Genomic DNA, 24,130 nt, shown 5'->3' on the forward strand with positions numbered 1-24,130 from the left:
TCCGAAATCCAGATCCGGTCTCTAATCTTTACGCAAATGTTGATCTGACACGTGTACTGGCTTGATTTGCTAAGAGGAGATAGGCGTGCATTATTGCACCTACCTTCGTTCTCCTAGTACATGATGTTCAGTGGGGGATTGCTGCCCAGAGATGATGAGAAGTCAGTGAAACACATATGTAGACAACACGTTGAACGGCGTTGTCGACTTAACGGGTGATACTGCCTTCTACTCACTAAGACAAAATCGTATGGCAACAAATTCAATGGCTTATGGCCAAGAAAATCGGGCGGGATACTCCCAAGAAGCACTACATAGCATTGAGTCGGTAACTCCTCCAGTAAGTCACAAATAACGTGATCTCATAGTGAGGACGCTAATTCATCTGCAGCGGTAACGTTGGCCATCGCGACCGATAAATGTACACTGATCACGGCGGTTTTTTTCGGCCTCGCTGGCTGCCCCTATTGCTATGGCTCCAATCGCAAGACCAATGACACCAGCGGCGATCGCGGCATCAGCTTCTTTCTTTTTGCGCTGTTTTTCACGCCATCTCTCTTCACGCCGACGATCGTCATACCTGTCTGCGTCTCTAAAGCAGCGCTCGCGATCCCAACCATCATAGTCACGGCAATCTCCCCGATCACCGTCCCATTGAACACGTTGAAAACTCCCCAACGGAGCGCGTTCAATTGCACCCGCAGGCGTCACGGTGATAATCAGGTTACCCGCGACGGCAAAACAGATTGAGCGAAAAAATGTTGTAATCAATGAAATCTCCATTTTGGCTGAGGGCAAAGCTTAAGCATTTACATGCTGCAATATTGCCCCAGAATTTGAGCTCTAAAGCTTGGCAAACTCTTCGTTCGAGGCCATGAAAGCCATTGGCTATCCAAGTTCGTGAGCACAGACTGCAACCTGTGGCTCAGTGGAACGCCGTCGATTGGATTGTCTGAAACTGTTAGTATCGGACCCTTAATGCGTCCGTCCTCCGAACAAGGTGGCAGCGCCCTCAGTTCTGTATCTTCGCCGCAGCATCCATCGCCGCGTCCAGTTCTGCCTTGGAAAGGAAACCGTCCTTGTCTGAATCGAGCGGATCGAAGTAAGACAATAGGACGGCGTTGGCTTTCGCCTCCTCTTTGTCGATCTTGCCGTCTTTGTTCACGTCCATTTCCAGAAAGCCTGACTCGAAATCGGAGCGTTGCTTGTCGACCACGGCAAGAAGATACACGCTCAGCTCGGCACGATCGATAGAACCGTCTTTGTTTGTGTCTATTCTGTCGAAGGTCTTGTCGACTTTTTCTTTGTCGGCGGGTTTTTCCTGTGCGAGGGCTGGGAATGTGGTAAAGGCCGTCAGGACTACTACGGCAGCGAGTATCGTTTTCATGTCATTCTTGCCTTTTTGTTCAGGGTACTAGCGCGAGTTTTTCGGCGAGAGGTCGCCGTTTCGACGCCAAAGCTCCGCCGAGCTCTTCGAATTTATATTCATCTTCTTACTCCCGGTGACGTGGTTGTACGCTCTTGCGGTGGGGCGGGAGGCTAGAATCCGGAACAGACATTGCAGCAGCATTGTGAGGCTGACGCGGTCCCGCTTTTTATTTAAGAAAATTGCAAACCTGCCGATTTAGGGGCTATCCGGTTGCGATAGACTTATGAGCCTTTCGCAGCACGAACAATCAATCATTTTCTATCGGCTTCCGATATTATCTGAGCGACCCAAACTTCGGGCCAGATCGATACGGCCATATCAATCTGCATCCGACGAATACGCTTGCTACGCGCGATGCTGCCCGGCATCCGACACAGAAGCGGATAGTCTTCGCCTCGTGCCTGGCCCGTCCCGGGCTCAGGCTTTGGCGGCGTTCCGTGCGGCCGCGAAGACATCGCGTGCGGACGTCGTACCCGCTGCGTGCTCTGTACCCTCGACGCCGAGGTCCATCCATCCTGCATTCACGGCCTCATACATTTCTTCGGCGGGTCCGGTGCGGCCCTTCGGGATGCCGAACTGCTCGAACGCTTCCGCCCACCCTGCACGCGGGACCGCAAAGGCTTTCACATTGAGATTGAGGACTTCACCCAATTGCTTCGCGACTTCATCGGCGCTGACCATCGAACCAAGTTCGACAAAGCGCTGCCCTGACCATGCTGGCCCGGTCAAAAGAGTTGCGACCTCCACGCCGATGTCATTCGTCGCAACCATGGTCGATTTCCGGTTTGTCGGATTGTAGTAGACTGGTAGGGTTCCACCCTGGGCTACCTGCAAGCCGTAGAGGAAGTTTTCGAAGAATCCGCCTGCGCGCACAAATGTGATTGGCGATATCAGGCCCCGAAAACCTTGCTCCAGAAGCGACAGCGCCGTGATCATCCCGAGCCCGCTGGTTCTGTCCGCACCCATCGACGAAAGCGCAACCACCCGCGGCGGCGTTGCCTTGGTGAGGGCTTCAACATAGTTCGCAATCACGCCTTTGGCTTCTTTGTAATCGGGCGAAGGCGTCCAGACGGCCGGCAACATGACAAACGCGCCATCGACCCCTTTGAGCGCCTGCTCGATCGCTGCTGAATCATTCCAATCGCCGTCAACCAGTTCCACGCCCCGGTTCGCCCAACTTGCCGCCTTCTCGCGATTGCGGACCAGCGCGCGTACTTTCTTGCCTTGTGCCAACAGATGTTGTGCCGTTGCACCACCGACTTTTCCGGTAATTCCCATTACTAAGAACATGCGTTTTCTCCTGATTTTTAGAGGCAGAACAATGCCCCTGTTGGTTCAATGGATGAGCGGCAAAATGGCCCGGACGCGGGGATCGCGCAGATAGAGGCCGCCCCACATCATCGCGCCCAAAAGCAGGGAAATGATTTCCGGCGGCGACCCCAACTCACCGATGCGGATATGGGCGCAGATGGCGCCTCCCAGAAAGCCCGTCGCCAGAATCGCGCCGAGGACGGCGGTGGCCGGGATGGCGTAAAGGATAGTGCAGGCGAATATGATCGGACCCACGAGACGGGTCAGGTCCATCGGGAACCCGGTTTCCTGCAACATGTTCGCGATCTGTGCAGGCGCGAAAAGCTGAATAGCGCCGTCTGTCGCCAGAGCGATAACGACAATCGCGCTCATTATACGGCCGGCCTGCAGGGCGCGCTGCGCGGTAATCGCTTTAGGCATCTGATGTAGATCCATGGTTTCGGTCATTTGTCATTCTTCAATGGGCGGATCCCATATTCAAAGGTTACTGTGTCTCTTGTGTGTGATAAATTCCGAAGAATGGAACTCACTGTTCTCTTTAAAGAGAACAATATCGGGGCACAAAAATGCAGAATCTCGAACCCATCCTCATTTTCATAACGGTGGCGGACATGGGGAGCTTCACCCGCGCAGCCGATAGCCTGGGCATCCAAAAGGGGAGAGCCTCAACGGCGGTCCGGAAGCTGGAAGACGAAGTCGGTGTCAGGCTGCTTCACCGGACCACGCGCAGCGTGCAGTTGACGGAGGACGGACGCGCATTTCATGCCCGTGCCCGCGATCTGCTTGCTGAAGTTGACGATCTTCACTCGATGTTCGCAAGCGATCGTGTGGCACTTCGCGGGCGTCTGCGCGTCGATCTGCCGACTGAGGTGGCGCGCACAACGATCATGCCGGCCTTGCCTGATTTCATGGCGGCTCATCCCGAGTTGGAGTTGGAGATATCGAGCACGGATCAGCAAGTCGATCTGGTTCAAGAAGGGTTCGACTGTGTATTGCGCCTTGGACCCATCAGGGACGAGACGCTGATTGCCCGCCCACTGGGCCTGTTGCGCATGGTCAACGCTGCCAGTCCCGCCTATCTGGCGCGCTACGGCGTTCCTCGATCGCTAGAAGATCTCCAGCGTCAGGAGCATCGGACAATTCACTTTTCGACGATGCTGGGCGCAAAACCCTATGGATGGGAATATCCGGACGGCGACAGCTACGCGACGCTTCAGTTGCCAGGTGCGCTACATGTCAACAGCGCGCAGACCTACGAAGCCGCTGCCCTCGCCGGGCTTGGCCTGATTCAGGCGCCACTCATAGGGATTGGCCGATACTTGGAGAGTGGAACGCTTGTGGAGATCATACCCGATTTTCGTCGCCGGGCGCTCGCCGTATCCTTGGTCGTGGCACATCGGAGCAATCTATCGCGCCGGGTCCGCACATTCATGAAATGGATCGAAGATGTACTCGCGCCGTATTTAGAATAGCGAACCGAATTGCTTCGTTCGGCCATCGGTAAGCATAGTGAAAACAATCAAAATTGCTCAATGCTCGTTTGCCAATCCTATGTTTCTCGGCAACTGCAACGGCATAGGACAGAACACGGCGAGGGGGCATCACTCAATCAAATACGGCGTGTTCGCCACGTCCGAGGGTACGATTGCCGTTACTTGGAGGATTCTTCGAGAAAACCAGAAATATCTGCTGCTAACATGGAGCGAAACAGACAACGCGCCTAGCGATCCGACCGATGACAAAAAGCAGAGGACCGGGTTCGGCAGCGTTGTCCTGTTTCGGGTAGCACCATCTGCACTCGATGGAACTTCGGTGTTCGCGCGTGAGGATGGACAACGCATCTGGGAACTCAAGGCTCCGCTGGATCGCTGCCTCCGTGAGGATGAAGAATAGGAGCGGAGCAAAATCAGCGAGAATACACTCGCTGATTTCTCTCTGATATCAATGTGTTATCTGTTGATCGAAGTAACCGCCAGATTGGTCAGCTTGTTGTTTGCTGCCTTTTCCTGATCGAGGATTTCACTGAGAAGAACATGAGCCTCCTCATTGCCGAGCACCTTTGCCCATTCACGCAGCGAGCCGTAGCGGGCGATTTCATAGTGCTCTACCGCCTGGCAAGCTGCCAGCGCACCCGCTTCAAGCGCAACACCGGATGCTTCTGACACGATGCCGTCTGTCTCTTTGATGAGCCCTTCCGTTGCATCGCACTTTTCGCCTGCAGGCTTCACCCCTATGGATTTGAACACCTTGTCCAGGATTGCTATCTGACCTTTGGTTTCCTCGAGGTGATGATCCAGCGCTTTTTTGAGATCGGCACTTTTCACTGCGGCCGACACCTTCGGCAACGCCTTCACGATGGCATTCTCAGCGTAATAGACATCCTTGAGCGTATGTTCGAACAGTTCTGCGAGTGTCTTCACAATGATACTCCCTTTTGGTTGAGTACTAACCCAACTCGTGGAACGGTTGATCGTTCCCGAATTGTTGAAGGTAATGGTCGCAGGAGCCAGATTCGAGCCGACGGCCCGAACTTGCGGTGTTGTCGTTTTTGTCAGAACTTTGTGAATAGGGACCCAGGACGGGAAACCGTGAAACTGATCCCAAACTCGCGACGAGCGTTCTCTCTATTGCTTTCTTGATAGGGATGCTGTCGGACTAGCTTATCGAGCTACAAGGTTGAGAAAAACGTCATGATCGCAAACTACATTGACGAATTCATTATGTTCTGCGCCGGACTGTGGATGACCGCTGTCGGCTACGGTTACCTACCCTTTCAAACTTCAAATCAAGGCAACCAAATTACATGGCTTGTAAGGCTAGTAGCCCAATTCAAATGGATGGGACCGCTGCTGATAGCTATAGCCGTCATTCTGGCCATCGCCTCACCAGCTTGACCCCGGTGCCACCGCAAGCGCACTATGATGTGCGGGGGGATAATCAGGACGGCGCGGCACCCCGTGCGCTGCCTCCGGTTCTCAGGAATACAGTATTTCGACTGTCGGCTATGCCGATTTAACCGGTTGCGCGATCCCTGCCAGGGCGTCCAACCGTGCTAAGGTTCTCCCCCGTCCGTCCTTGATAAAGGATCAAGCCATCCGAATGTTTCAGCCTTAGTGTTCCATGGGCTTTGCTTGGTATTGTATGGAGTATCCCGCGTAACGTCATCGATCCGGGCACCGCTCAATTTACCAAGAAGTTACAAATAGAGGTTGCCACCGTTCACATAACACGTACAAGTTGTAAGATTAACTTCAACACTATGACTGTCGGAAAGGATGTTCGATGAAAGTCTTATTGCTGTCTGCCGCACTTGTATTGGCAACATCCACTTTCGCATTTGCGGATCAAAATTGTGCCGACCTGACCACGCAATCGGATATGAACATATGTGCTGGAAAGGCCTATCAAATATCCGATGCCAAGTTGAACAAGTTGTATAAGCAAATTCAGACACGCGTTAAGGATGACGCGGGCAAAACGAAACTGCTGGTTGCGACACAGAAAGCGTGGATATCATTCCGCGATGCTGAATGTAAGTTTTCCAGTTCTGGCGTGGCCGGCGGCTCTGTATATCCGTTCATCTCCAGTAGTTGTCTCGACGGAATGACCCAGACCCGAATTAAAGATCTACAGGGTTATTTGAAGTGCCCTGAGGGTGATCTGGACTGCCCGGTTCCCGCCGCAAATTGAGCCAAAGCCAATTTGGTAGCGCAGGAGGGATTCGAACCTGCGATGCCAACTTATAGGAATGACGAGCTACTGGACGGCAGCGCTAGATCGCCCTATGCAACTGCTCATTACGACTTGCATTGTTGTTTTATCCATTTGCAGGCGCGAACCGGACAATTTTATACCGACGCTTGGCCCGCTTGAACCACCGTCACGGCGATCATATGGAAGATATCATCTGCAGTGCAGCCGCGGGACAAGTCGTTTGCCGGTTTGGCCAGGCCCTGCAGGATAGGTCCGATGGCTTCCGCTCCGCCGATGCGCTGAGCAATCTTGTAGCCGATATTGGCGGCGTCGAGATTGGGGAAAACGAAGACATTGGCTTCGCCATGCAGTGCCGAGTTCGGCGCTTTGGCAACACTCACGGCCTCGACAAAGGCTGTGTCAAATTGCAACTCCCCATCGATGACAAGAGCGGGGTCGGCGGCGTGTGCCAGGCGGGTCGCCTCGATCACCTTCGACACACGTTCGTGGGCGGCACTCCCATTGGTGGAGAAGGACAGCATCGCCACTTTCGCCGCACAACCCGCGAGTGCTTCGTAGGAATAAGCAGACATTCGGGCAATATCGGCGAGAGCTGCCGCATCGGGGTCGACCACCAAGCCGCAGTCGGCAAAGACGAAAGCGCCCTTCTTCACATGATGCGGTTGGCACAGCATCATCAGGAAGAAGCTGGAGACGAGCCCTATACCTGGAGCGCGCCCGATACACTGCAATGCGGCCCGTACCGTATCGGCAGTAGTGGCAACAGCGCCGCCCACCGTGCCGTCGGCTTCGCCGGTGCGCACCATCATCGCAGCAAAGACGAGCGGTAATCGCACAGCCGCAGCCGCCGTAGTTGCGTCAACACCCTTGGTCCTGCGTAATTGATGATAGGCTGCAGCAAGACGTGATGAGAGCGCCGATGTCCGGGGATCCTCGATGCGAACCGTTTCGTCCGGTGCTTCCATGGCGGTGAGTGTCTGCTCGATGATTGCGCGTCGGCCAACAAGCGTTACCTCGGCAACGTTTTCGCGAACCGAGCGTAGGGCCGCCTCGATGACACGCGGATCCTCTCCCTCGGAGAGCACGATGTGGCGAGGCGCTGTTTTGGCGGCAAGCAGGATACGCTCAAGCGGTTTCATCAGGCGTGTCCCAGATAATAGATGCCGGTAAGAATGAAGAGACCGATGAAGATTGTCTCGACGACGATGAGGGCGACCGCGTCGCCGCCGACATCGAGTACCCGGCGCAACGAAGTCTTCATGCCGACGGCAACGATGCCAGCGAGCAATGCCCAGCGGGACGTCTCCATGCCAATTTTCGACACCAGTCCGGGAACAAGACCAAAGGAGTTGACGGCGGCGAGGATCAGGAAAGCTATGACGAAGCCCGGCAGCAGCGGCGGCCGCTTGCCGGTCTCACCAACTGACGCGACGTTTCGCGTTGCGAGCGAAAAGACCAACACCACCGGCGCCAGCATGGTGACACGGATCAGCTTGACCAGCGTTGCCGTTTCACCCGCCTCGGGGGACACGGAAAATCCCGCACCGACCACCTGCGCAACGTCGTGAATGGTGCCGCCAAAAAAGATTCCGGTAGCCCGCGCATCAAGGCCGATGGCGTCTGCGATCATCGGATAACCAATCATGGCGAGCGTCGAGAGTACCGTTACCGAAAGGACGGTGAAGATGAGGTTGCGCTCGGAGAATTCGTTCTTGGGCAGTACGGCCGCGATTGCCATGGCGGCCGATGCTCCGCAGATGGCAACGGAGCCGCTGGTAATCAATGCAAGGCGCCAGCCGCGGCCAAGCAGCTTTGCGGCGGCAAGACCGAACAGGATCGTTGCAGCAATAGCTGAGACCAAGAGCAGGATTGTACCGCCGCCCAGCCCGACAAGCAGGTCGATACTGATGCGCATACCAAGCAGGGCGACGCCAATCCGCAACACCTTTTTTGCACTGAAGTCGATACCGGCAACGCAGCGGCCCTCCTCAGACAGGAAGTTGAAGGCGATGCCGAGCAAGAGTGCCATCAGCATCGCCGGCGCGCCATAGTGATCGGAGAGGAATTGGGCCGCAATCGCCACCGCACCGGTGACGGCCAGGCCGGGCCAATAGGTCTGTGTCATCGACGACAAGCCATGGAAGCGTTGGATTGCGGAAGCGGTATTCATCCGTTGATTTCCGTATTGCTAAGCTTGGGATTTCTGCCGCCCCGGCAGGGCGGACCGGCAGTAATGGGGCAAGATTAGGCGCGCTGTTGCGGCCGCATATCGGCAGGATCAATGCCGGCTACCGGCACGGGTTTCTTCATCGCATCACGGCGGAAGGGCTCGCCCAATTCCTGGTTGAGGATGACTTCAATGAAAGTGGTGGTGCCCTTCGCCTGATCATCGATGGCTTTTAGCAATGCCTCGGTAAGCTTGACCGTGGTGTCAACGACGACGCCGTTCAATCCGCAACCCTCTGCAACCTTGGCGTAACTGAGGTTTGGATTGAGCTCGGTGCCGACGAAGTTGTTGGCATACCACAGCGTCGTATTGCGCTTTTCCGCGCCCCACTGGTAATTGCGGAAAATCACCATGGTAATCGCCGGCCAACCTTCGCGGCCAATCGCCCCCATTTCGTTCATTGAGATACCGAAAGCGCCGTCGCCGGCAAAGCCTACAACCGGTACGTCGGGGCAGCCGATCTTGGCACCAACGATTGATGGAAAGCCGTAACCGCAAGGGCCGAACATACCCGGTGCGAGATATTTCCGGCCTTGTTCGAAGCTTGGATAGGCGTTGCCGATAGCGCAGTTGTTGCCGATGTCAGTGGAGATGATCGCTTCCTTGGGCAGGGCAGCCTGGATCGCACGCCAAGCCTGTCGCGGCGACATGCGGTCGGCCTCCCGCTGCCGGGCTGTCGCGTTCCACTCGGTGCCGTCGTCGTCCTCCTCATGATCCATTGACGACAATTGCTGAAGCCAGGCGGAATGGATCTGGTGGATCGCTGCCTTGCGTTGCTCGCGCCCCGCATTGCCTGCCGATGGCGTCAGTTGTTCCAGGATCTGGCGGGCAACCTGTCTGGCGTCGCCGCAGATACCGACGGCAACCCTTTTGGTCAGGCCGATGCGATCGGCGTTGATGTCGACCTGAATGATGGCGGCATTCCTGGGCCAGTAGTCAATGCCATAGCCCGGCAGCGTGGAAAACGGGTTGAGGCGTGTACCCAACGCCAGCACAACGTCAGCCTTTGCGATGAGCTCCATCGCCGCCCTGGAACCATTGTAGCCCAGCGGACCGACAGCCAGGCGATGGCTGCCGGGAAAGGCATCGTTGTGCTGATAACCGCAGCAGACCGGTGCATCCAGTCGCTCGGCGAGTGCCATCGATTCCTGAATCGCATTGCTGATGACCACACCTGCACCGTTGAGGATGACAGGAAACTTCGCTTCAGAAAGCAACCGCACCGCCTCGGTGATGGCCTGAGGTCCGCCGGCCGGCCGCTCGAAACGGACGAGGGACGGCAGATCGACATCGATGACATGCGTCCAGAAGTCACGCGGAATGTTGATTTGCGCCGGAGCGCAGCCGCGCCAGGCTTTCTCGATGACACGGTTCAGTACCTCGGGAATACGAGAGGGATCGCGCACTTCCTCCTGATAGCAGACCATCTCCTCGAACATTGCCATCTGGTCGACTTCCTGAAAGCCGCCCTGACCGATGGTCTTGTTTGCTGCCTGTGGTGTGACCATGAGCAGCGGGGTATGATTCCAGTAGGCGGTCTTCATAGCGGTGATGAAGCCGGTAACGCCTGGGCCATTCTGCCCAATAGCCATGGACATCGTACCGGTGGCGCGGCTGAAGCCATCGGCCATCATGCCGGCGTTGGTTTCATGGGCGCAGTCCCAGAACTTGATACCGGCCTTGGGAAACAGGTCCGACACTGGCATCATCGCCGAACCAATGATGCCGAAGGCGTGCTCGATGCCGTGCATCTGCAGGACTTTGATGAATGCTTCTTCGGTGGTCATTTTCATTTTCTAATTCCTTTCAATAGAGCGGATACGGCCTCGAAGGGCTAGAGGATTTCGTCTTTGAGGTAATACCAGCGGTACATTCCCCACTGGCCGAGGCGCCGGAACGGCGTCAGCATGCCGTGGCTGGGCAGAGGCGAGGTGAAGATCGGCAGGTCGAGCGTACCACCCTTGCCGACCGCCATCTGAGCCATACGGCGACCGGCCTGGGCCGAATACATGACGCCGTTGCCACCATAACCCATGGCATAGAACAGCTGCTGCTTCGGGTCGGGCTGAAAGATGCGTGGCATCATGTCATGGCTGACATCGACCCAACCCCACCAGGAGTAATCGACCTCGATTCCGCGCAGGATTGGAAATTTGCGGTGCAGTCCCTCAACCAGCCGGTCGAAATGCCTGGGGTTGACCGCGTCGCGCCCCGTGATGGCGCTGCGGCTGCCGATTTGCACGCGGCCATCAGGCAGCATGCGGTAGTAATGGCGCAGCGTGCGGGTATCGGTGAGCGGAACCAGCGCCCTGAAATTGAGCGCTTCCCGTTCACCTGGCGTCAGCGGGCGGGTGACAATCGAGTTGGACAGGATTGGCATCAGCCGGTGACGGGTCGATTTATGCATGCCGGACGAGGTATAGCCGGCCGTGGCGATACAGACCGCGCGCGCCCTGACGACGCCGCCCGGCGTGCGCAAGTGGTGGACGCCGCCTTTAAGCTCGCTGCCGAGCACGGGGCTCGAGGTGTACACTTTCACACCCAGTTTGCGGGCAAGCTTGAGATAGCCGAAGGCAAGCTTGGCTGCATGAATGCCCATACCGTCAGGCTCGTACATTGCACCTTCCGCTTCAGCGTCACGGACGAAATCGCTGTGCACCTCGTCGCGACCCATCATACGCGCGGGGTAGCCAAAAACTGCATTGAGCAGGCGCGTTTCCTTTTCCAGAGCCGGCAGCACCTTAGTGCGATGGGCGATGTAGAGGTGGCCACCGTCCTGCGGGTCGCAATCGATCTCCGGCTCGCGGATCAGACTGCGGAACAGGTCGAATGCTTCGGCGATTTCGCTGTGCAGTTTTCTGGCGACATCGACGCCCCACCGTTCAATCCATTGCGAACGCTTGAGACGGCCGGCGGAAATCTGCGCCTGACCGCCATTGCGGGTCGAGCAACCCCAGGCGACGCCATTGGCCTCGAGTACCGTCGCCCGGACGCCATGCTCGCGTGCCAGATGGATCGCACAGGAAAGGCCGGTATAGCCGGACCCGACAATGGCTATATCGACATCGATGTCGTGTAGCACCGGTCCGTCGTCTTCGGGTTCGGGTCCGGCGGTGGCGATCCAATAGGTCGGCGCGTAATCCTTGCCGTCACCGGGGCTGCAGGCATGCACCGGATCATAGACGGGATCGAACGGCTTGCGCTTTGCCGCCGGCCGGATAAGTTTCTGTTCCATTGTGTGGTCCTCCCGAAGCCGCTCATGCACCTGCCGCAATGAGCGGACGGCTTTTGCGAAAGGCCTGTTTGCGCACGATCTTGCCGCTGCTAAGCGTGAACAGGTCGCAACCCTCCGCTTCAACTCGGCTGCCATCGGCATTGGTGCCTGTAAACGTCCATTCGGAAACGGCACGGTCGCCTTGGACGAAATGATCATAATGGGCCCAGTGCGCGTCGGGCATGGTCTTCCATACGCTGCTGAAAGCATTGGCGATGGCCTCGGTGCCCTCGAAGCGAACGCCATGGACCTCGGGACCACCAACCGCATTGAAGATGCAGTTCTTGGCGAAGTAACACATCACGGCGTCAATATCGTGCCGGTTGAAGGCGTCGAACAGTCTGGCTAAATCGTCGGCGGTTAACGCCATGGCATGGTCCTCATATTTCAGGGGCGAGGCCGGACATGGCTCCGCCGTTGCCGGGCAAGCCGGCCGGTTGAACGGTCATGGGATGCGGTTACCAGAGCCGCCTATGGCGGCGGCGGCAGTTGGTGATTGGCTGTCGTCATCAGACCTTGCCCTTCCACGGGATCAGGATCTTCTCGAGGTAACGCAGCAGCAGATCGAAGGCGAAGGCAAAGATGCCGATGACTATGATACCCATGATCACGGTATCGCTGGCGAGATATTCGGCGGCGTTGAGCACCATGAAGCCAAGCCCCCTATGGGCCGCCACCATCTCAGCGGCGACGAGTGTCGTCCATCCGACGCCAATGCCGATGCGCATGCCGGTGAAGATTTCAGGCATGGCGGCCTTGAGGATTACTTGGCTGATGACCTGGGTGCGGGTCGCACCCATTGCATAGGCAGCATGGATTTGCTCCGTCGACACCGAGCGCACGCCAGCGCGCGCGGCGATTGCCATCGGCGCAAAGATAGCGAGATAGATGAGGAAGACCTTTGGGAACTCGCCAATTCCCAGCCAAATGATAATCAACGGCAGATAGGCAAGCGGCGGCAAGGGCCGGTAGAACTCGATGATCGGATCGAACAGGCCGCGCATGATGCGGTTGACGCCCATCAGAATGCCGACCGGCACCGCGCTAACCAGGGCCAGCAGGAAGGCACCGAGCACCCGGCTCAGGCTTGCCAGGGTATGCTGGGTCAGCGTCGAATTGGAGACACCTTCAGTCATGGCCACCATGAACTTGTCCCAGACGGCGAGAGGCGACGGCAAGAACAGCGGTTTGACCCAGCCCATTTCGGTGACGAGGAGCCACAATGCGAAGATAAGGAGTGCGGTGATCAGGCTGATGTGACTGCTCATGCCGTCGCCGGGCGCGCCATAGATCTTGCCGGGGCGGACGGGTTTGGCCTTCGATACCAAATCAAACATTGAGGAGCTCCGGGTTGTCGGACTGGCGCTCGTCGCCGTAGATGATGCCGAGGATTTGTTCGCGCATGTCGATGAAATCACGACTGGATTTGATTGCACGGGCGTTGCCCTCCTCAAGGAAACGTCGATTGAAATCGAGTTCGTAGGTGTGGGTGATGCGGCCGGGCCGCGGTGACATGACAATCAGCCGGGAGCCGAGGAACAATGCCTCCTCCACGCTGTGGGTGATGAAGAAGAACATCTTGCTGGTGAGCTGCCAGACCTTGAGCAGAAGCTCCTGAATGGTCTCGCGGGTCAATGCGTCGAGTGCCGCCATCGGCTCGTCCATCAGGAGCATGGCCGGATCGCAGGTAAGCGCCCGGGCAATGCCGACACGTTGCTGCATGCCACCTGACAGATGGTAGATCATGTGCCGGTGGAACTCCTGCAGGCCAACCAGCGCAAGGTTCTTCGTGGCGATCTCGCGGCGCGTCTGCCTGTTGACACCCTGCAGCTTGAGACCGAATTCGGTGTTGTCAATGACGTTGAGCCAAGGCAGCAGAGCGTGTTTCTGGAACACGACACCACGGTCAGCGCTGGGACCGATAACCTGTTGTCCGCCGAGCGTAATGTCGCCATCGGTAGGCGCCATGAAACCGGCCATGAGATTGAGCAGTGTGGTCTTGCCGCAGCCTGAAGCGCCGAGCGCGACGACGAAATCGCCGCTCTTGATCTCCAGGTTCACGCCCTTGAGCGCAATGATCGCCTGATCGGTATAGAGGCCTGGGTAGGTCAGGCTGACATTGCTGACATTGAAAGTTTTCATCGTGCCGTGCCTTTCGCTGATTTCAGAGGAGGGAAGGCAGCCACCGACTCGCGGACGAGCCGGCAACGCATCTCGATTACTTGGATGCCTCCTTGGCATAGTTGCTGTTGACGAAAGGCCTGTAGTCGTCTAGCGCCCTGTCGATCTGCTTCTGCGCGACGAGGAACCTGGCGCTTTCGTTCAGTGCCTTGGTGGCGCCGCCGCCCAACCAAGTTTCGGAGGCCTGCTCGTCAGCGTTGGGAAACGACAGGAGGTTGAGCGCCTCGACAGCACCGGCACCGTCGCCGCCGATCAGCTTGACGATATCCCGGACCTGTGGCGAGTCCGCAGTCCAGCTTGCCTTGTTTCTGTTGTAGTCCGTGTAGGACTGGGCCAGCACCTTGGTGAAGGCAGCCATGAACTTCGGGTTGTCGGCAGCCCATTTCTTGTCCGCGACAAGACCGTCGAATGTCGGCACCGAAGCGGCTCCAATAGCCTCGGAGTCGGCTATGGTCTTGCCGTTCTTGAGCAGTTCTGTCAGCGCCGGCGGCCAAACATAGGCGGCGTCGATGTCGCCGCGCTGCCAGGCGGCGATGATCTGCGGCGGCTTCATGTTGAGGATGTTAACCTCGCGCGGATCGACCTTCCACACCTGTTCGAGGCCGACCAGCAGATGGAAGTGCGAGGTCGAAACGAAGGGAACGCCAACATTTTTACCCTTAAGATCCTGCGGCTTCTCGATGCCTGAGCCGTTGCGCACAACCAGCGCTTCCGATTTGCCGATATTGTCGAGGATCCAGAACAGTTCAAGGTCGACACCACGGGTAGCAGCAGCGGCGGTACCTGTCGAACCAATGACGCCGATCGGCACATTACCGGAGGCAAGTGCGGTCGAGATATCGCCGCCCGAGCTGAACTGACGCCAGTCAATGGTGTAGCCGGCATCCTTCGCTGCCGCATTGAAACGACCGTCGGCAATCGCCGTGACGAACGGTCCGACGATCTGCTGATAGCCGACGACCACGGTCGTCTCGGCATGCGCGAAACTGGTTGCGCATATACCGGCCGTTAACAGTACGGCGCCGGCAAAATGCTTGAAATGTTTGAATTCGGTCATTGTTACCCTCTTTGTTTTTATTGCTTCCGGTTGGTCCGGAAACCCGCTGGCTTTGGTGCCGGTCTTGGTTCTGGTTGATAGACTTAAATGAGAGATACCAATTGCCTTATATCCAGATTGGAAGTTGAATGACTCCAGTTTAACTTCCGGGCGGCCATGGCGCATTCAGCAGTTTCCAAAACGATTTTTTTCCTTGACCCCGCCAGCCGGGTGGGCTTGCAGGTGCAAATCCGTGAGACGATTGTGTCCGCTGTACTCGCCGGCCGCATCCAGCCGGGCGCGCAACTGCCGTCGACACGCAAACTTGCGGACTATCTCAACATCTCGCGCATCACGGTAACGCTTGCCTATCAGGAGCTCGCATCGCAGGGCTATGTCGAGACGGCTCGTCGCAGCGCTTATCGCATTTCAAACAATCCACCGATCGGACTGCTGGCGACGGAGGCGATGCCGGCTGTGAACAACGCCATTGACTGGCCGGCCAAGATCAGGACGAGCTTTGTCGTCGCCAAGCAGATGAGCAAGCCGTTGGACTGGCGGCGCTATCCCTATCCGTTTCTGTATGGCCAAATGGACCCATCCTTGTTCGACCTCAATGCCTGGCGCGATTGTGCCAGGCGAGCACTTGCCCGCGAAGATTTCGAGCTGATGGCAGGCGACTTTGCTGCCGCCGACGATGTGCAGCTCGTCAACTATATATGCTCGCGCACCCTACCCAGTCGCGGCATCCGGGCCAATACCGACGAGATCCTCGTCACCGTGGGAGCGCAGAATGCGCTCTGGATCGTCACCAGGCTTTTGCTGCGGCAAGGGACACACGCCGTGTGTGAAAGCCCTTGTCACCCTGATATGAGCGCATCGCTTTTGCTGAGCGGGGCACGGGTGACGGCGATAGGCGTCGACAAAGAGGGGCTGCCGCCGATAAATATCCCAGCGGACGTCGACGCCGTCTTCGTTACCCCCAGCCATCACTCGCCGACGGGAGCAACGATGCCAATCGAGCGCCGTGCCCGCCTGCTGGAGGCGGCAAACGAACAGGACTTCATCATTATCGAGGATGATTATGAATTCGAAATGAGCTTTCTCGCACCACCGTCGCCGGCGTTGAAAGCCTTCGACCGCAAAGGCCGTGTATTGTATATCGGCAGCTTCTCCAAGTCGCTCTTCCCCGGGCTGCGGCTAGGTTACCTGGTAGCCCCAGCACCCTTCATCCGCGAGGCCCGAGCGCTTCGTGCCCTTATGTTACGCCATCCCCCGGGGCACCTACAGCGTACGGCGGCATATTTCCTGGCGTTCGGCCACCATGACGCCGCGTTGCATCGCATGCGCGATGAGTATCACAAGCGTCACATCATCATGGCCAAGGCGCTCCAGCGCGAGGGCTTCACCATAGCGGGATCATCGGCTTTCGGCGGTACCTCGTTCTGGGTGGAGGGACCGGAAGGGCTTGACGCTGATTTGTTGATGGCCGAGCTTCGGCAGGACGGTGTGCTGATCGAATCCGGCTCCCCCTTCTTTCCTGACGCCAATGGCCCATGCAGCTTCTTTCGCATGGGCTATTCATCGATCCCGCGTAGTAACATCGATGAGGGCGTTGCCCGGACCAGGGCGCGGATCGAAACGCTACTTTCCTGGCCTACTCCCAAGAAGTGATCCAGGTTGCTCTGCCTTCTCATGCGGCCGGCCCGGTGGCGTGGCGATGTTCTCAGCAAAAACCGCAGCCGCCCGCCGTTTCTGGATTTCACACATGACCCGGCAACGTCTGCGGCAGATGCCTCGGATTCGGTGGAGACCCCTGAGGTGACAGGACACTCAGCCCATATGCCTGTTCGAAGTACCAGAAGGCATGCCACCTGCTGCATTAGAGTATTTATTACGCGACAGGGATTGATCCGTCGCAGGGGTTTGAAAATCCGAACTGTCTATTTATTTGCTAAAATACCCTCAGCGATAGTGGTAGCGGCAGCGATATGGGCGCGACAAGCCGCTGCTGCTGCTTCCGGATTGTTGTTCTCAATGCCTGTAAATATTTCGCGGATTTGCGCAGGGCCAGACACGGTCCGGTTGGCTGTGGAGAGCGTCATTACCCGCAAGCGGGAAATCCGACTGTTCAATCGCTCGACTATTTCCCAAGCGATTGTATGGCCGCCAGTATGAAAGATCACTCTGTAGAAATCGGTTGTTGCGTCCAATATTCCGAGCGGCGAGTTCTGGCGAGACGTCTGATCAAGCTCATCCAGAGCCTTACGGAGTTCAGCCTTAACTTCGTCATTCGCAACACGAGCACAATCCGCGACGGCTGTCGTTTCAAGAGCCGCTCTGATGTCGTAAATCTGGCGGGCTACATCCCATTCCAGCGGCGCAACAATTGGTCCGTGCTTGGGGAGCATCTCTACCAGCCCCTCGGCCTCCATGTGTCGAATAACTTCGCGAATGACCGAACGCGATACGCCAAGGTGATCGCAAAGCGTGCGTTCCACTAAGCGCGTACCGGGTCCGAAGAGCCCGCTGATAATGGCCCTCCGCATTCGTTGCAGCGCAATCTCGCGCAGCGTTATTGGAGGGGTTTCGATGCGCAAAGCGGCGAGAGTGTCGTCGTTGGTACTCATGTCATCCTTCTAACTTCAAAAAATCATTCCAGCAAGTGCTTGACATTTTGTATTATGGTATACCAACATATGACCAGATGAAATTGCTGGGAGGAATTCCATGGTACCGGTGATCCGCAAGACGTTTCTGCAGATCGAGACGACTCTCGTTGAAGGCGGCAAGGAAGCGGCGGCGCCGCTGAAGCTGATTGCAGCGCTGGCCGTCGTGAAGAACCCCTGGACCGGTCGCGGCTTCGTGGATGATCTGAAGCCGGAGATCCATGCGGTCGCCCCGGTACTCGGCGAACTGTTAACCAAGATGATCATCGATACCGTCGGTTCCGGCGAAGCTGTCGAAGCTTACGGAAAGTCTGCAGTGGTTGGTCTGGATGGCGAGATCGAACATGGCTCGGCGCTCATTCACACTCTGCGTTTCGGCAACCACTACCGCACCGCTGTCGGCGCAAAATCCTATCTCGCCTTCTGCAATACCCGCGGCCCCGCCAATGCGCCGATCATGATCCCGCTGATGGACAAGAACGATGAAGGCCGTCGCTCGCATTACCTGACGATCCAGTGCGCCATTCCGGACGCGCCGGCCGCTGACGAGATCGTCGTCGCGCTCGGTGCCTCGATCGGTGGCCGTCCGCATCACCGTATCGGTGATCGCTATCAGGACCTGAAGGAGCTTGGCCATGATGTTGCAAACCCTGCATCGGTCTAAGACGCCTTCCGGCGCTGCCTATATTGACCAGGGGCAGGGGCGCGAGACACTTGTTCTCATCCATGGGGTGGGCATGCGTATCGAAGCCTGGGGGCCGCAGATTGCGCGGTTCTCGAAAGATCACCGCGTGATTGCGGTTGATTTACCGGGACACGGTTTTTCCGCACCGCTCGATGCTTTGCCGGAAATGCCCCATTTCGTCGCCTGGTTTGCAAGACTGATCGATGAACTGGGGCTCGAAGCGGTCAATGTTGCAGGCCATTCGATGGGCGCCCTGATTGCCGCCGGTTTTGCCGCGACGGAGCCATCGAAGTTGCGTCGGGTCGCCCTGCTGAACGGTGTCTACAAGCGGACGCCGATGGCGCGGCAGGCGGTAGAAGCCCGCGCCGACCAAATCTTATCCGGTGCCTTCGATCGTGAGGCGCCGCTGGAGAGATGGTTTTCGGCGGACGAGAAGGATGGCGAAGCCTATCACCTCGTGCATGAACTGCTGCAACAAGTCGATTCCAGCGGTTACGCTGCGGCCTATCGGGCCTTTGCGACCGGCGATGCCGTGTATTTGGATAGCTGGCCGACGGTGACAGCGCCTGCAATGTTCCTGACGGGCGATGGCGACAAGAATTCGACGGCTGAGATGGCCGAAGAGATGGCCAAGGCGGCACCCCGAGGCCAGGCGGTCGTCATCAAAGGTCACCGGCATATGGTCAATCTCACGGCGCCGCAAGAGGTAAGTAAGGCACTGGCCGACTGGCTCACATGGCAGACTGCACAGTGAGGAGGAATGACAATGAATGATCTCAGAGCGCTTCGTGATGCGTTTGGCGCATTCCTGACAGGTGTGACCGTCGTGGCCACGTTCAATGACGAAGGTGGTCCGATCGGCTTCACCGCCAACAGTTTTACAAGTGTCTCGCTTGATCCGCCGCTGCTCCTGGTCTGCCTGGCAAAGACCTCGCGTAACTATCAGACCCTGATGACTGCCAAGGGGTTTTCGGTCAACATCCTCTCGGAGGACCAGAAGGATGTGTCCAACACCTTTGCCCGTCCGGTCGAGGACCGTTTTGCCGCGGTCGACTGGCAGAAGGGTCCGTTCGGTTCGCCTGTTTTCTCCAATGTTGCCGCTTGGTTCGATTGTTCGGCGTACGAGCGCGTTGATGCCGGAGACCATGTCATCCTGATCGGCAAGATCGAAGGTTTCGAAAACTCCGGCAAGACAGGCCTGGGTTATGCTCGCGGCGGCTATTTCACCCCGGCGCTCACCGAAAAGAGTCTTCTCGCAAATGTCGAAGGCAGCCTGTCGGTCGGTGCCGTCGCTGAACGCACCGGCGAGATTCTACTGGTGCGCGATACCAATGGCGGCTGGACATTGCCATTTGTCGACAAGGCCGAAAGCGAAGGTATGGAAGCGCTAGAGCCGCAGTTCACTGCCGAGATCGGCCTCTCGATCCAGACGGGCCTGCTCTACTCCATCTACGAAGATACCAAAGCCGGACGCCAGAACTTCGTCTATCGCGCAGCGCTGGGCGATGGCACGCCCAAGGTCGGTCAGATGTTTCCGCTTCAGCAACTGCCTCTCGACAATATCCACGATTCCGCCGTCCGCGAGACGGTCAAGCGCTACGCTCAGGAAAGTACGCTCGGCAATTTCGGGATCTATGTCGGCAACCAGGAAAAAGGCCGCGTTCACGCTGTGGCCCGGAAAGGGTGATTTATGAAGTTCTCGCTTTTTGTTCATATGGAACGGCTCAACGCCAGCCAAAATCATGAGGAACTCTACGAAGAGTTCATCAAACTGTGTGAGATTGCCGATAAGGGTGGCATGCATGCCATCTGGACCGGCGAACACCACGGCATGGACTTCACCATCGCACCGAACCCGTTTGTCAATCTCGCTGATCTGGCAAGCCGCTTCAAGAACGTACGCCTTGGTACCGGTACGATTATTGCCCCGTTCTGGCATCCAATCAAGCTTGCCGGCGAAGCGGCGATGACGGATCTCATCAGCGGCGGCCGTCTTGATCTCGGCATTGCCCGCGGTGCCTATAGTTTTGAATACGAACGCCTGTTGCCAGGCCTTGATGCCTGGGGTGCCGGTCTGCGCATGCGTGAATTGATCCCGGCTATCAAAGGGATCTGGGCCGGTGACTACGTCCATGACGGGGAGTTCTGGAAGTTTCCGTCGACGACCTCGGCGCCAAAGCCGATACAACAGCCGCATCCTCCGATTTGGGTGGCAGCACGCGATCCGAACAGCCATGATTTCGCTGTTGCCAATGGCTGCAACGTGCAATGCACGCCACTCGCCAATGGCGAGGCCGAGATTAGCAGCTTGATGGAACGCTTCAATGCGGCCTGCGACAAGGCGCCGGATGTGACGCGCCCGAAGATCATGCTGCTGCAGCATACTTACGTTGGGTCCGACGAAGCCGATGTCGCCCAAGCGGCTAAGGAAATCAGCACCTATTACAATTACTTCTTCGCCTGGTTCAAAAATGAGCGGCCGATCACTCAGGGCCTGATCCAGACGTTGAACGAAGAGGAACTGGCGGTGAACCCGAACCTGTCACCGGACAAGATGGTCACCAACATGCCGATTGGAAGCGCAGCGGCGGTTATCGATCGCCTGAAGATTTACGAGCAGCAGGGTTGGGACGAATATTCGTTCTGGATAGACACCGGCATGAGCTTTGAGCGCAAGAAGGCGTCGCTCGAGCGCTTTATCGCCGACGTCATGCCAGCATTCCGGTGAGGCTGAAATGCAAAGCTTCCAACAATATATAGATGGCGTTTTTGAAAACGGCTCCGCGCGGTTCGACAGTATCGATCCGGCGACGGCCAAGGTCTGGGCTTCCATGCCGGAAGCGCGCGAAACCGATGTCGATCGCGCAGTCAACGCGGCCGAACGGGCATTGTGGAATGGTGCGTGGCCGGCGATGACGGCCACCGCACGCGGAAAACTCCTCTACAAGCTGGCGGATCTGGTTCAGGCCAATGCGCAGCACCTTGCCGAACTCGAAACCCGCGATACCGGCAAGATCATCCGCGAGACCTCGGCGCAGATCGCTTATGTCGCCGACTACTATCAGTATTACGCGGGGCTGGCCGACAAGATCGAGGGCTCGACGCTGGCGATCGACAAGGCCGAAATGGATGTCTGGACCCGGCGCGAGCCGGTCGGTGTCGTGGCTGCCATCGTGCCGTGGAACAGCCAACTTTTTCTCTCGGCCGTCAAGATCGGCCCGGCACTGGCCGCCGGCTGCACGCTGGTGGTCAAAGCTTCGGAAGATGGCCCGGCGCCGATGCTGGAATTTGCCCGCCTGGTACATGAAGCCGGTTTTCCGAAAGGTGTGCTGAACGTTATCACCGGTTTTGGCCCTTCGTGCGGCAGCGCGCTCACCCGCCATCCGGGTGTCGCCCACATTGCCTTTACCGGTGGGTCAGTGACGGCGGCGCATGTGGTGCGCAATTCGGCGGAAAACCTCGCCAGCACCTCGCTCGAACTCGGCGGAAAATCGCCTTTCATCGTGTTTGCCGACGCTGATCTGGAAAGTGCTGCTAATGCACAGGTTGCCGGCATCTTTGCCGCGACCGGCCAGAGCTGCGTTGCCGGCTCGCGTCTGATCGTCGAGCGCTCGGTGAAGGACAGGTTTGTCGCACTCGTCAAAGCCAAGGCGGAGGCTATCCGTATCGGCACACCGCTCGACATGGCGACCGAATTCGGCCCGCTCTGCACCAAGCGCCAGCGCGATCATGTCGAGCGGATCGTGTCTGCCTCCGTTAATGCAGGTGCCACGGTCGTGACCGGCGCCCGGGCAGGCGAGAGCGACGGTTTCTATTACCTGCCGACTATTCTCGATTGCGACGGTATCAATTCGCCGTCGGCTGAAACCGAACTTTTTGGCCCGGTGTTGTCTGTCGTGTCCTTTACCAGCGAGGATGAAGCGGTCACATTGGCCAACGATACCCGGTACGGCCTCGCATCCGGCGTGTTCACCCAGAACCTGACGCGGGCGCATCGCATGGTGAAGCGCATCCGCGCCGGCATTGTCTGGATCAATACCTATCGCGCCGTTTCGCCGATCGCGCCGTTCGGCGGCTACGGCCAGTCGGGACATGGCCGCGAAGGCGGAATTGCCGCTGCGCTCGATTTCACCCGCACTAAGACAGTCTGGTTGAGAACAACGGACGATCCGTTTCCTGATCCCTTCGTGATGCGGTGAACCATGCTCTACGAGATTAGAACTTATCGGCTGAAGAACGGCGCTATCCCCGAATACCTGAAGGTGGTCGGCGAGATCGGCATCACCATTCAGAAAAAGCATCTTGGCAATCTCATCGGCTACTTCTCCTCGGAGATCGGGCCAATCAACGAGATTGTCCATATCTGGGCTTTCGAAAGCCTCGATGACCGCCAGGCGCGGCGCGCCCAGCTGGCGGTTGATCCGGAATGGCAGGCTTTCCTGCCGAAGATACGCGACCTGATCGTGACCGCCGAAAACAAGATCATGTCGCCCGCAGCATTCTCGCCTCTGGGCGGCACGGTGCCGATCTAGGGCAAACCAACGTATTCACAGATCACGGTTTTTCTCAGGGAGGAGAAAACATGAAAAAGCATATAATTATCACTCTTCTGGCCGCCACCGTTACATTTGCTGACCAAGCGAACGCAGCGGACATGGTGTTTACCAGCTGGGGCGGCACTACGCAGGACGCGCAGAAGCAGCATTGGGCCGATACGTTCAGCGCCGCTGCCGGCGTTAACGTCGCTCAGGATGGCCCAACCGACTACGGTAAGCTGAAGGCCATGGTGGACTCCAAGAACGTCGCTTGGGATGTCGTCGACGTCGAAGGTGATTACGCCGTTCAGGCCGGCAATGCCGGCCTTCTCGAAAAGCTTGACTTCTCCCTTATAGATAAAAGCAAGCTAGATCCACGCTTCGTCACCGATTATTCGGTCGGCAGTTTCTATTATTCCTTCGTCATCGGCTGCAACAAGGATGCCGTTGATGCCTGCCCGAAGAGCTGGGCTGATCTGTTCGATACTGCAAAATTCCCCGGCAAGCGCACCTTCTACAAGTGGTCGGCTCCGGGCGTGATCGAAGCGGCTTTGCTCGCCGATGGCGTGCCGGCCGACAAACTCTATCCGCTTGATCTCGATCGCGCCTTCAAGAAACTCGACACCATCAAGTCCGAAATCGTCTGGTGGGATAGCGGTGCGCAGTCGCAGCAGTTGCTGGCATCGGCCGAAGCACCGTTCGGTTCCTTCTGGAATGGCCGTCTGACGGCGCTTGCCCAGACCGGTATCCCGGTCGAGATGTCCTGGACCAACAATATCACGGCCGCTGACGCTCTGGTCGTTCCGAAGGGAACGAAGAACAAGGAAACGGCGATGAAGTTCATCGCCAACGCCACGAGCGGCAAGGCGCAGGCGGACTTCGCCACGCTCACCGGATACGCGCCAATCAGTATCGATTCTCCCAGCCTGATGGATGCTGGCCTTCGCAAGACGCTGCCGGACATGCAGGCCGAGACCCAGGTCAACGCTGATATGACCTATTGGGCGACCCATCGCGACGAGATTGGTAAACGCTGGTACGCCTGGCAGGCGAAATAACCGGTATCTGA

General features: G+C 57.5%; 26 protein-coding genes. 13 read left to right on the forward strand and 13 right to left on the reverse strand.

The annotated features are described in order from the left end of the window. The first annotated feature begins 399 nt into the window (after positions 1 to 399). Positions 400 to 750, forward strand: coding sequence for a hypothetical protein (locus tag C5750_RS26365; protein ID WP_130502101.1), 351 nt, complete (start codon positions 400 to 402; stop codon positions 748 to 750). A 262-nt stretch (positions 751 to 1,012) separates the two neighbouring features. Here C5750_RS26365 and C5750_RS10485 read toward each other — a convergent pair whose 3' ends face one another. The 3 genes from C5750_RS10485 to C5750_RS10495 form a co-directional block, all read right to left on the reverse strand. Further along, positions 1,013 to 1,387 carry an EF-hand domain-containing protein gene (locus C5750_RS10485; RefSeq protein WP_105733794.1) on the reverse strand — a complete coding sequence of 125 codons (375 nt, stop codon included), beginning with the start codon at positions 1,385 to 1,387 and terminating at the stop codon, positions 1,013 to 1,015. Between the two features lie 459 nt (positions 1,388 to 1,846). Then, entirely contained in the window at positions 1,847 to 2,719 is an 873-nt protein-coding gene (locus tag C5750_RS10490) for an NmrA family NAD(P)-binding protein (RefSeq protein ID WP_105733795.1), read from the reverse strand. Between the two features lie 45 nt (positions 2,720 to 2,764). Then, positions 2,765 to 3,187: a DoxX family protein gene (locus C5750_RS10495; protein WP_105733796.1), complete on the reverse strand. Its 423-nt coding sequence runs from the start codon at positions 3,185 to 3,187 to the stop codon at positions 2,765 to 2,767. A gap of 119 nt (positions 3,188 to 3,306) precedes the next feature. On the opposite strand from C5750_RS10495, the gene C5750_RS10500 reads away from it, so the two are divergent. Both C5750_RS10500 and C5750_RS26540 read left to right on the forward strand, forming a co-directional pair. After that, positions 3,307 to 4,212 (forward strand): LysR family transcriptional regulator, encoded by a 906-nt coding sequence (locus C5750_RS10500; protein WP_105733797.1) that lies wholly within the window; start codon positions 3,307 to 3,309, stop codon positions 4,210 to 4,212. A 37-nt stretch (positions 4,213 to 4,249) separates the two neighbouring features. Continuing rightward, positions 4,250 to 4,633: a sensor histidine kinase gene (locus C5750_RS26540; protein WP_162800170.1), complete on the forward strand. Its 384-nt coding sequence runs from the start codon at positions 4,250 to 4,252 to the stop codon at positions 4,631 to 4,633. Positions 4,634 to 4,689: 56 nt separating this feature from the next. On the opposite strand, the gene C5750_RS10510 is transcribed toward C5750_RS26540, so the two are convergent. Next, positions 4,690 to 5,160 (reverse strand): YciE/YciF ferroxidase family protein, encoded by a 471-nt coding sequence (locus tag C5750_RS10510; protein WP_105733799.1) that lies wholly within the window; start codon positions 5,158 to 5,160, stop codon positions 4,690 to 4,692. A 270-nt stretch (positions 5,161 to 5,430) separates the two neighbouring features. Here C5750_RS10510 and C5750_RS10515 point away from each other — a divergent pair, with 270 nt between their 5' ends. Continuing rightward, complete coding sequence (locus C5750_RS10515) at positions 5,431 to 5,634, forward strand: hypothetical protein (RefSeq protein ID WP_105733800.1); 204 nt, start codon at positions 5,431 to 5,433, stop codon at positions 5,632 to 5,634. 388 nt (positions 5,635 to 6,022) lie between these two features. Next, positions 6,023 to 6,430: a lysozyme inhibitor LprI family protein gene (locus C5750_RS10520; protein WP_105733801.1), complete on the forward strand. Its 408-nt coding sequence runs from the start codon at positions 6,023 to 6,025 to the stop codon at positions 6,428 to 6,430. Positions 6,431 to 6,588: 158 nt separating this feature from the next. On the opposite strand, the gene pta is transcribed toward C5750_RS10520, so the two are convergent. The 8 genes from pta to tauA all read right to left on the reverse strand — a co-directional run bounded on the left by pta (position 6,589) and on the right by tauA (position 15,193). After that, entirely contained in the window at positions 6,589 to 7,593 is a 1,005-nt protein-coding gene (gene pta / locus C5750_RS10525; protein ID WP_105733802.1) for a phosphate acetyltransferase, read from the reverse strand. Next, positions 7,593 to 8,624: a YeiH family protein gene (locus tag C5750_RS10530; RefSeq protein WP_105733803.1), complete on the reverse strand. Its 1,032-nt coding sequence runs from the start codon at positions 8,622 to 8,624 to the stop codon at positions 7,593 to 7,595. The genes pta and C5750_RS10530 overlap by 1 nt, the downstream gene beginning before the upstream one ends. 74 nt (positions 8,625 to 8,698) lie before the next feature. Beyond that, a complete protein-coding gene (xsc, locus tag C5750_RS10535) occupies positions 8,699 to 10,474 on the reverse strand; it encodes a sulfoacetaldehyde acetyltransferase (RefSeq protein ID WP_105733804.1) in 1,776 nt (591 codons plus the stop codon). Positions 10,475 to 10,515: 41 nt separating this feature from the next. Next, positions 10,516 to 11,916 (reverse strand): NAD(P)/FAD-dependent oxidoreductase, encoded by a 1,401-nt coding sequence (locus C5750_RS10540; RefSeq protein ID WP_105733805.1) that lies wholly within the window; start codon positions 11,914 to 11,916, stop codon positions 10,516 to 10,518. Between the two features lie 22 nt (positions 11,917 to 11,938). Beyond that, on the reverse strand, positions 11,939 to 12,325 hold the full coding sequence (locus C5750_RS10545) for a nuclear transport factor 2 family protein (RefSeq protein WP_105733806.1): 387 nt from the start codon (positions 12,323 to 12,325) through the stop codon (positions 11,939 to 11,941). 139 nt (positions 12,326 to 12,464) lie between these two features. Further along, positions 12,465 to 13,292: an ABC transporter permease subunit gene (locus tag C5750_RS10550; protein WP_105733807.1), complete on the reverse strand. Its 828-nt coding sequence runs from the start codon at positions 13,290 to 13,292 to the stop codon at positions 12,465 to 12,467. Continuing rightward, positions 13,285 to 14,097, reverse strand: a complete 813-nt coding sequence (locus C5750_RS10555; RefSeq protein ID WP_105733808.1) for a taurine ABC transporter ATP-binding protein — start codon at positions 14,095 to 14,097, stop codon at positions 13,285 to 13,287. Before C5750_RS10555 ends, C5750_RS10550 begins: the two co-directional genes overlap by 8 nt. A 76-nt stretch (positions 14,098 to 14,173) precedes the next feature. Continuing rightward, entirely contained in the window at positions 14,174 to 15,193 is a 1,020-nt protein-coding gene (gene tauA, locus C5750_RS10560; protein ID WP_105733809.1) for a taurine ABC transporter substrate-binding protein, read from the reverse strand. A gap of 156 nt (positions 15,194 to 15,349) precedes the next feature. Between tauA and pdxR the strand changes: the two genes are divergently transcribed. Then, the gene (pdxR, locus tag C5750_RS10565; protein ID WP_105733810.1) at positions 15,350 to 16,846 is read left to right on the forward strand and encodes a MocR-like pyridoxine biosynthesis transcription factor PdxR; all 1,497 of its coding nucleotides are present in this window, start codon (positions 15,350 to 15,352) and stop codon (positions 16,844 to 16,846) included. A gap of 269 nt (positions 16,847 to 17,115) precedes the next feature. Here pdxR and C5750_RS10570 read toward each other — a convergent pair whose 3' ends face one another. After that, a complete protein-coding gene (locus C5750_RS10570) occupies positions 17,116 to 17,802 on the reverse strand; it encodes a GntR family transcriptional regulator (RefSeq protein ID WP_105733811.1) in 687 nt (228 codons plus the stop codon). Between the two features lie 100 nt (positions 17,803 to 17,902). Between C5750_RS10570 and C5750_RS10575 the strand changes: the two genes are divergently transcribed. Genes C5750_RS10575 through C5750_RS10605 form a run of 7 tightly spaced genes read left to right on the forward strand, consistent with a single transcriptional unit; the run spans position 17,903 to position 24,119 of the window. Beyond that, on the forward strand, positions 17,903 to 18,505 hold the full coding sequence (locus C5750_RS10575) for an amino acid synthesis family protein (protein WP_105733812.1): 603 nt from the start codon (positions 17,903 to 17,905) through the stop codon (positions 18,503 to 18,505). After that, complete coding sequence (locus C5750_RS10580) at positions 18,480 to 19,280, forward strand: alpha/beta fold hydrolase (RefSeq protein ID WP_105733900.1); 801 nt, start codon at positions 18,480 to 18,482, stop codon at positions 19,278 to 19,280. The genes C5750_RS10575 and C5750_RS10580 overlap by 26 nt, the downstream gene beginning before the upstream one ends. A 6-nt stretch (positions 19,281 to 19,286) precedes the next feature. Beyond that, the gene (locus C5750_RS10585; RefSeq protein ID WP_162800169.1) at positions 19,287 to 20,213 is read left to right on the forward strand and encodes a flavin reductase family protein; all 927 of its coding nucleotides are present in this window, start codon (positions 19,287 to 19,289) and stop codon (positions 20,211 to 20,213) included. A gap of 3 nt (positions 20,214 to 20,216) precedes the next feature. Continuing rightward, positions 20,217 to 21,254 carry an LLM class flavin-dependent oxidoreductase gene (locus C5750_RS10590; RefSeq protein ID WP_105733814.1) on the forward strand — a complete coding sequence of 346 codons (1,038 nt, stop codon included), beginning with the start codon at positions 20,217 to 20,219 and terminating at the stop codon, positions 21,252 to 21,254. Positions 21,255 to 21,261: 7 nt separating this feature from the next. Beyond that, entirely contained in the window at positions 21,262 to 22,725 is a 1,464-nt protein-coding gene (locus tag C5750_RS10595) for an aldehyde dehydrogenase (RefSeq protein ID WP_105733815.1), read from the forward strand. Positions 22,726 to 22,728: 3 nt separating this feature from the next. Beyond that, entirely contained in the window at positions 22,729 to 23,058 is a 330-nt protein-coding gene (locus C5750_RS10600) for an NIPSNAP family protein (protein ID WP_105733816.1), read from the forward strand. Between the two features lie 50 nt (positions 23,059 to 23,108). Continuing rightward, complete coding sequence (locus C5750_RS10605; RefSeq protein ID WP_105733817.1) at positions 23,109 to 24,119, forward strand: ABC transporter substrate-binding protein; 1,011 nt, start codon at positions 23,109 to 23,111, stop codon at positions 24,117 to 24,119. The last annotated feature ends 11 nt before the right edge of the window (positions 24,120 to 24,130 follow it).

It is taken from the genome of Phyllobacterium myrsinacearum (assembly GCF_002980555.1).
In the GTDB taxonomy this organism is placed as follows: Bacteria; Pseudomonadota; Alphaproteobacteria; order Rhizobiales; family Rhizobiaceae; genus Phyllobacterium; species Phyllobacterium myrsinacearum.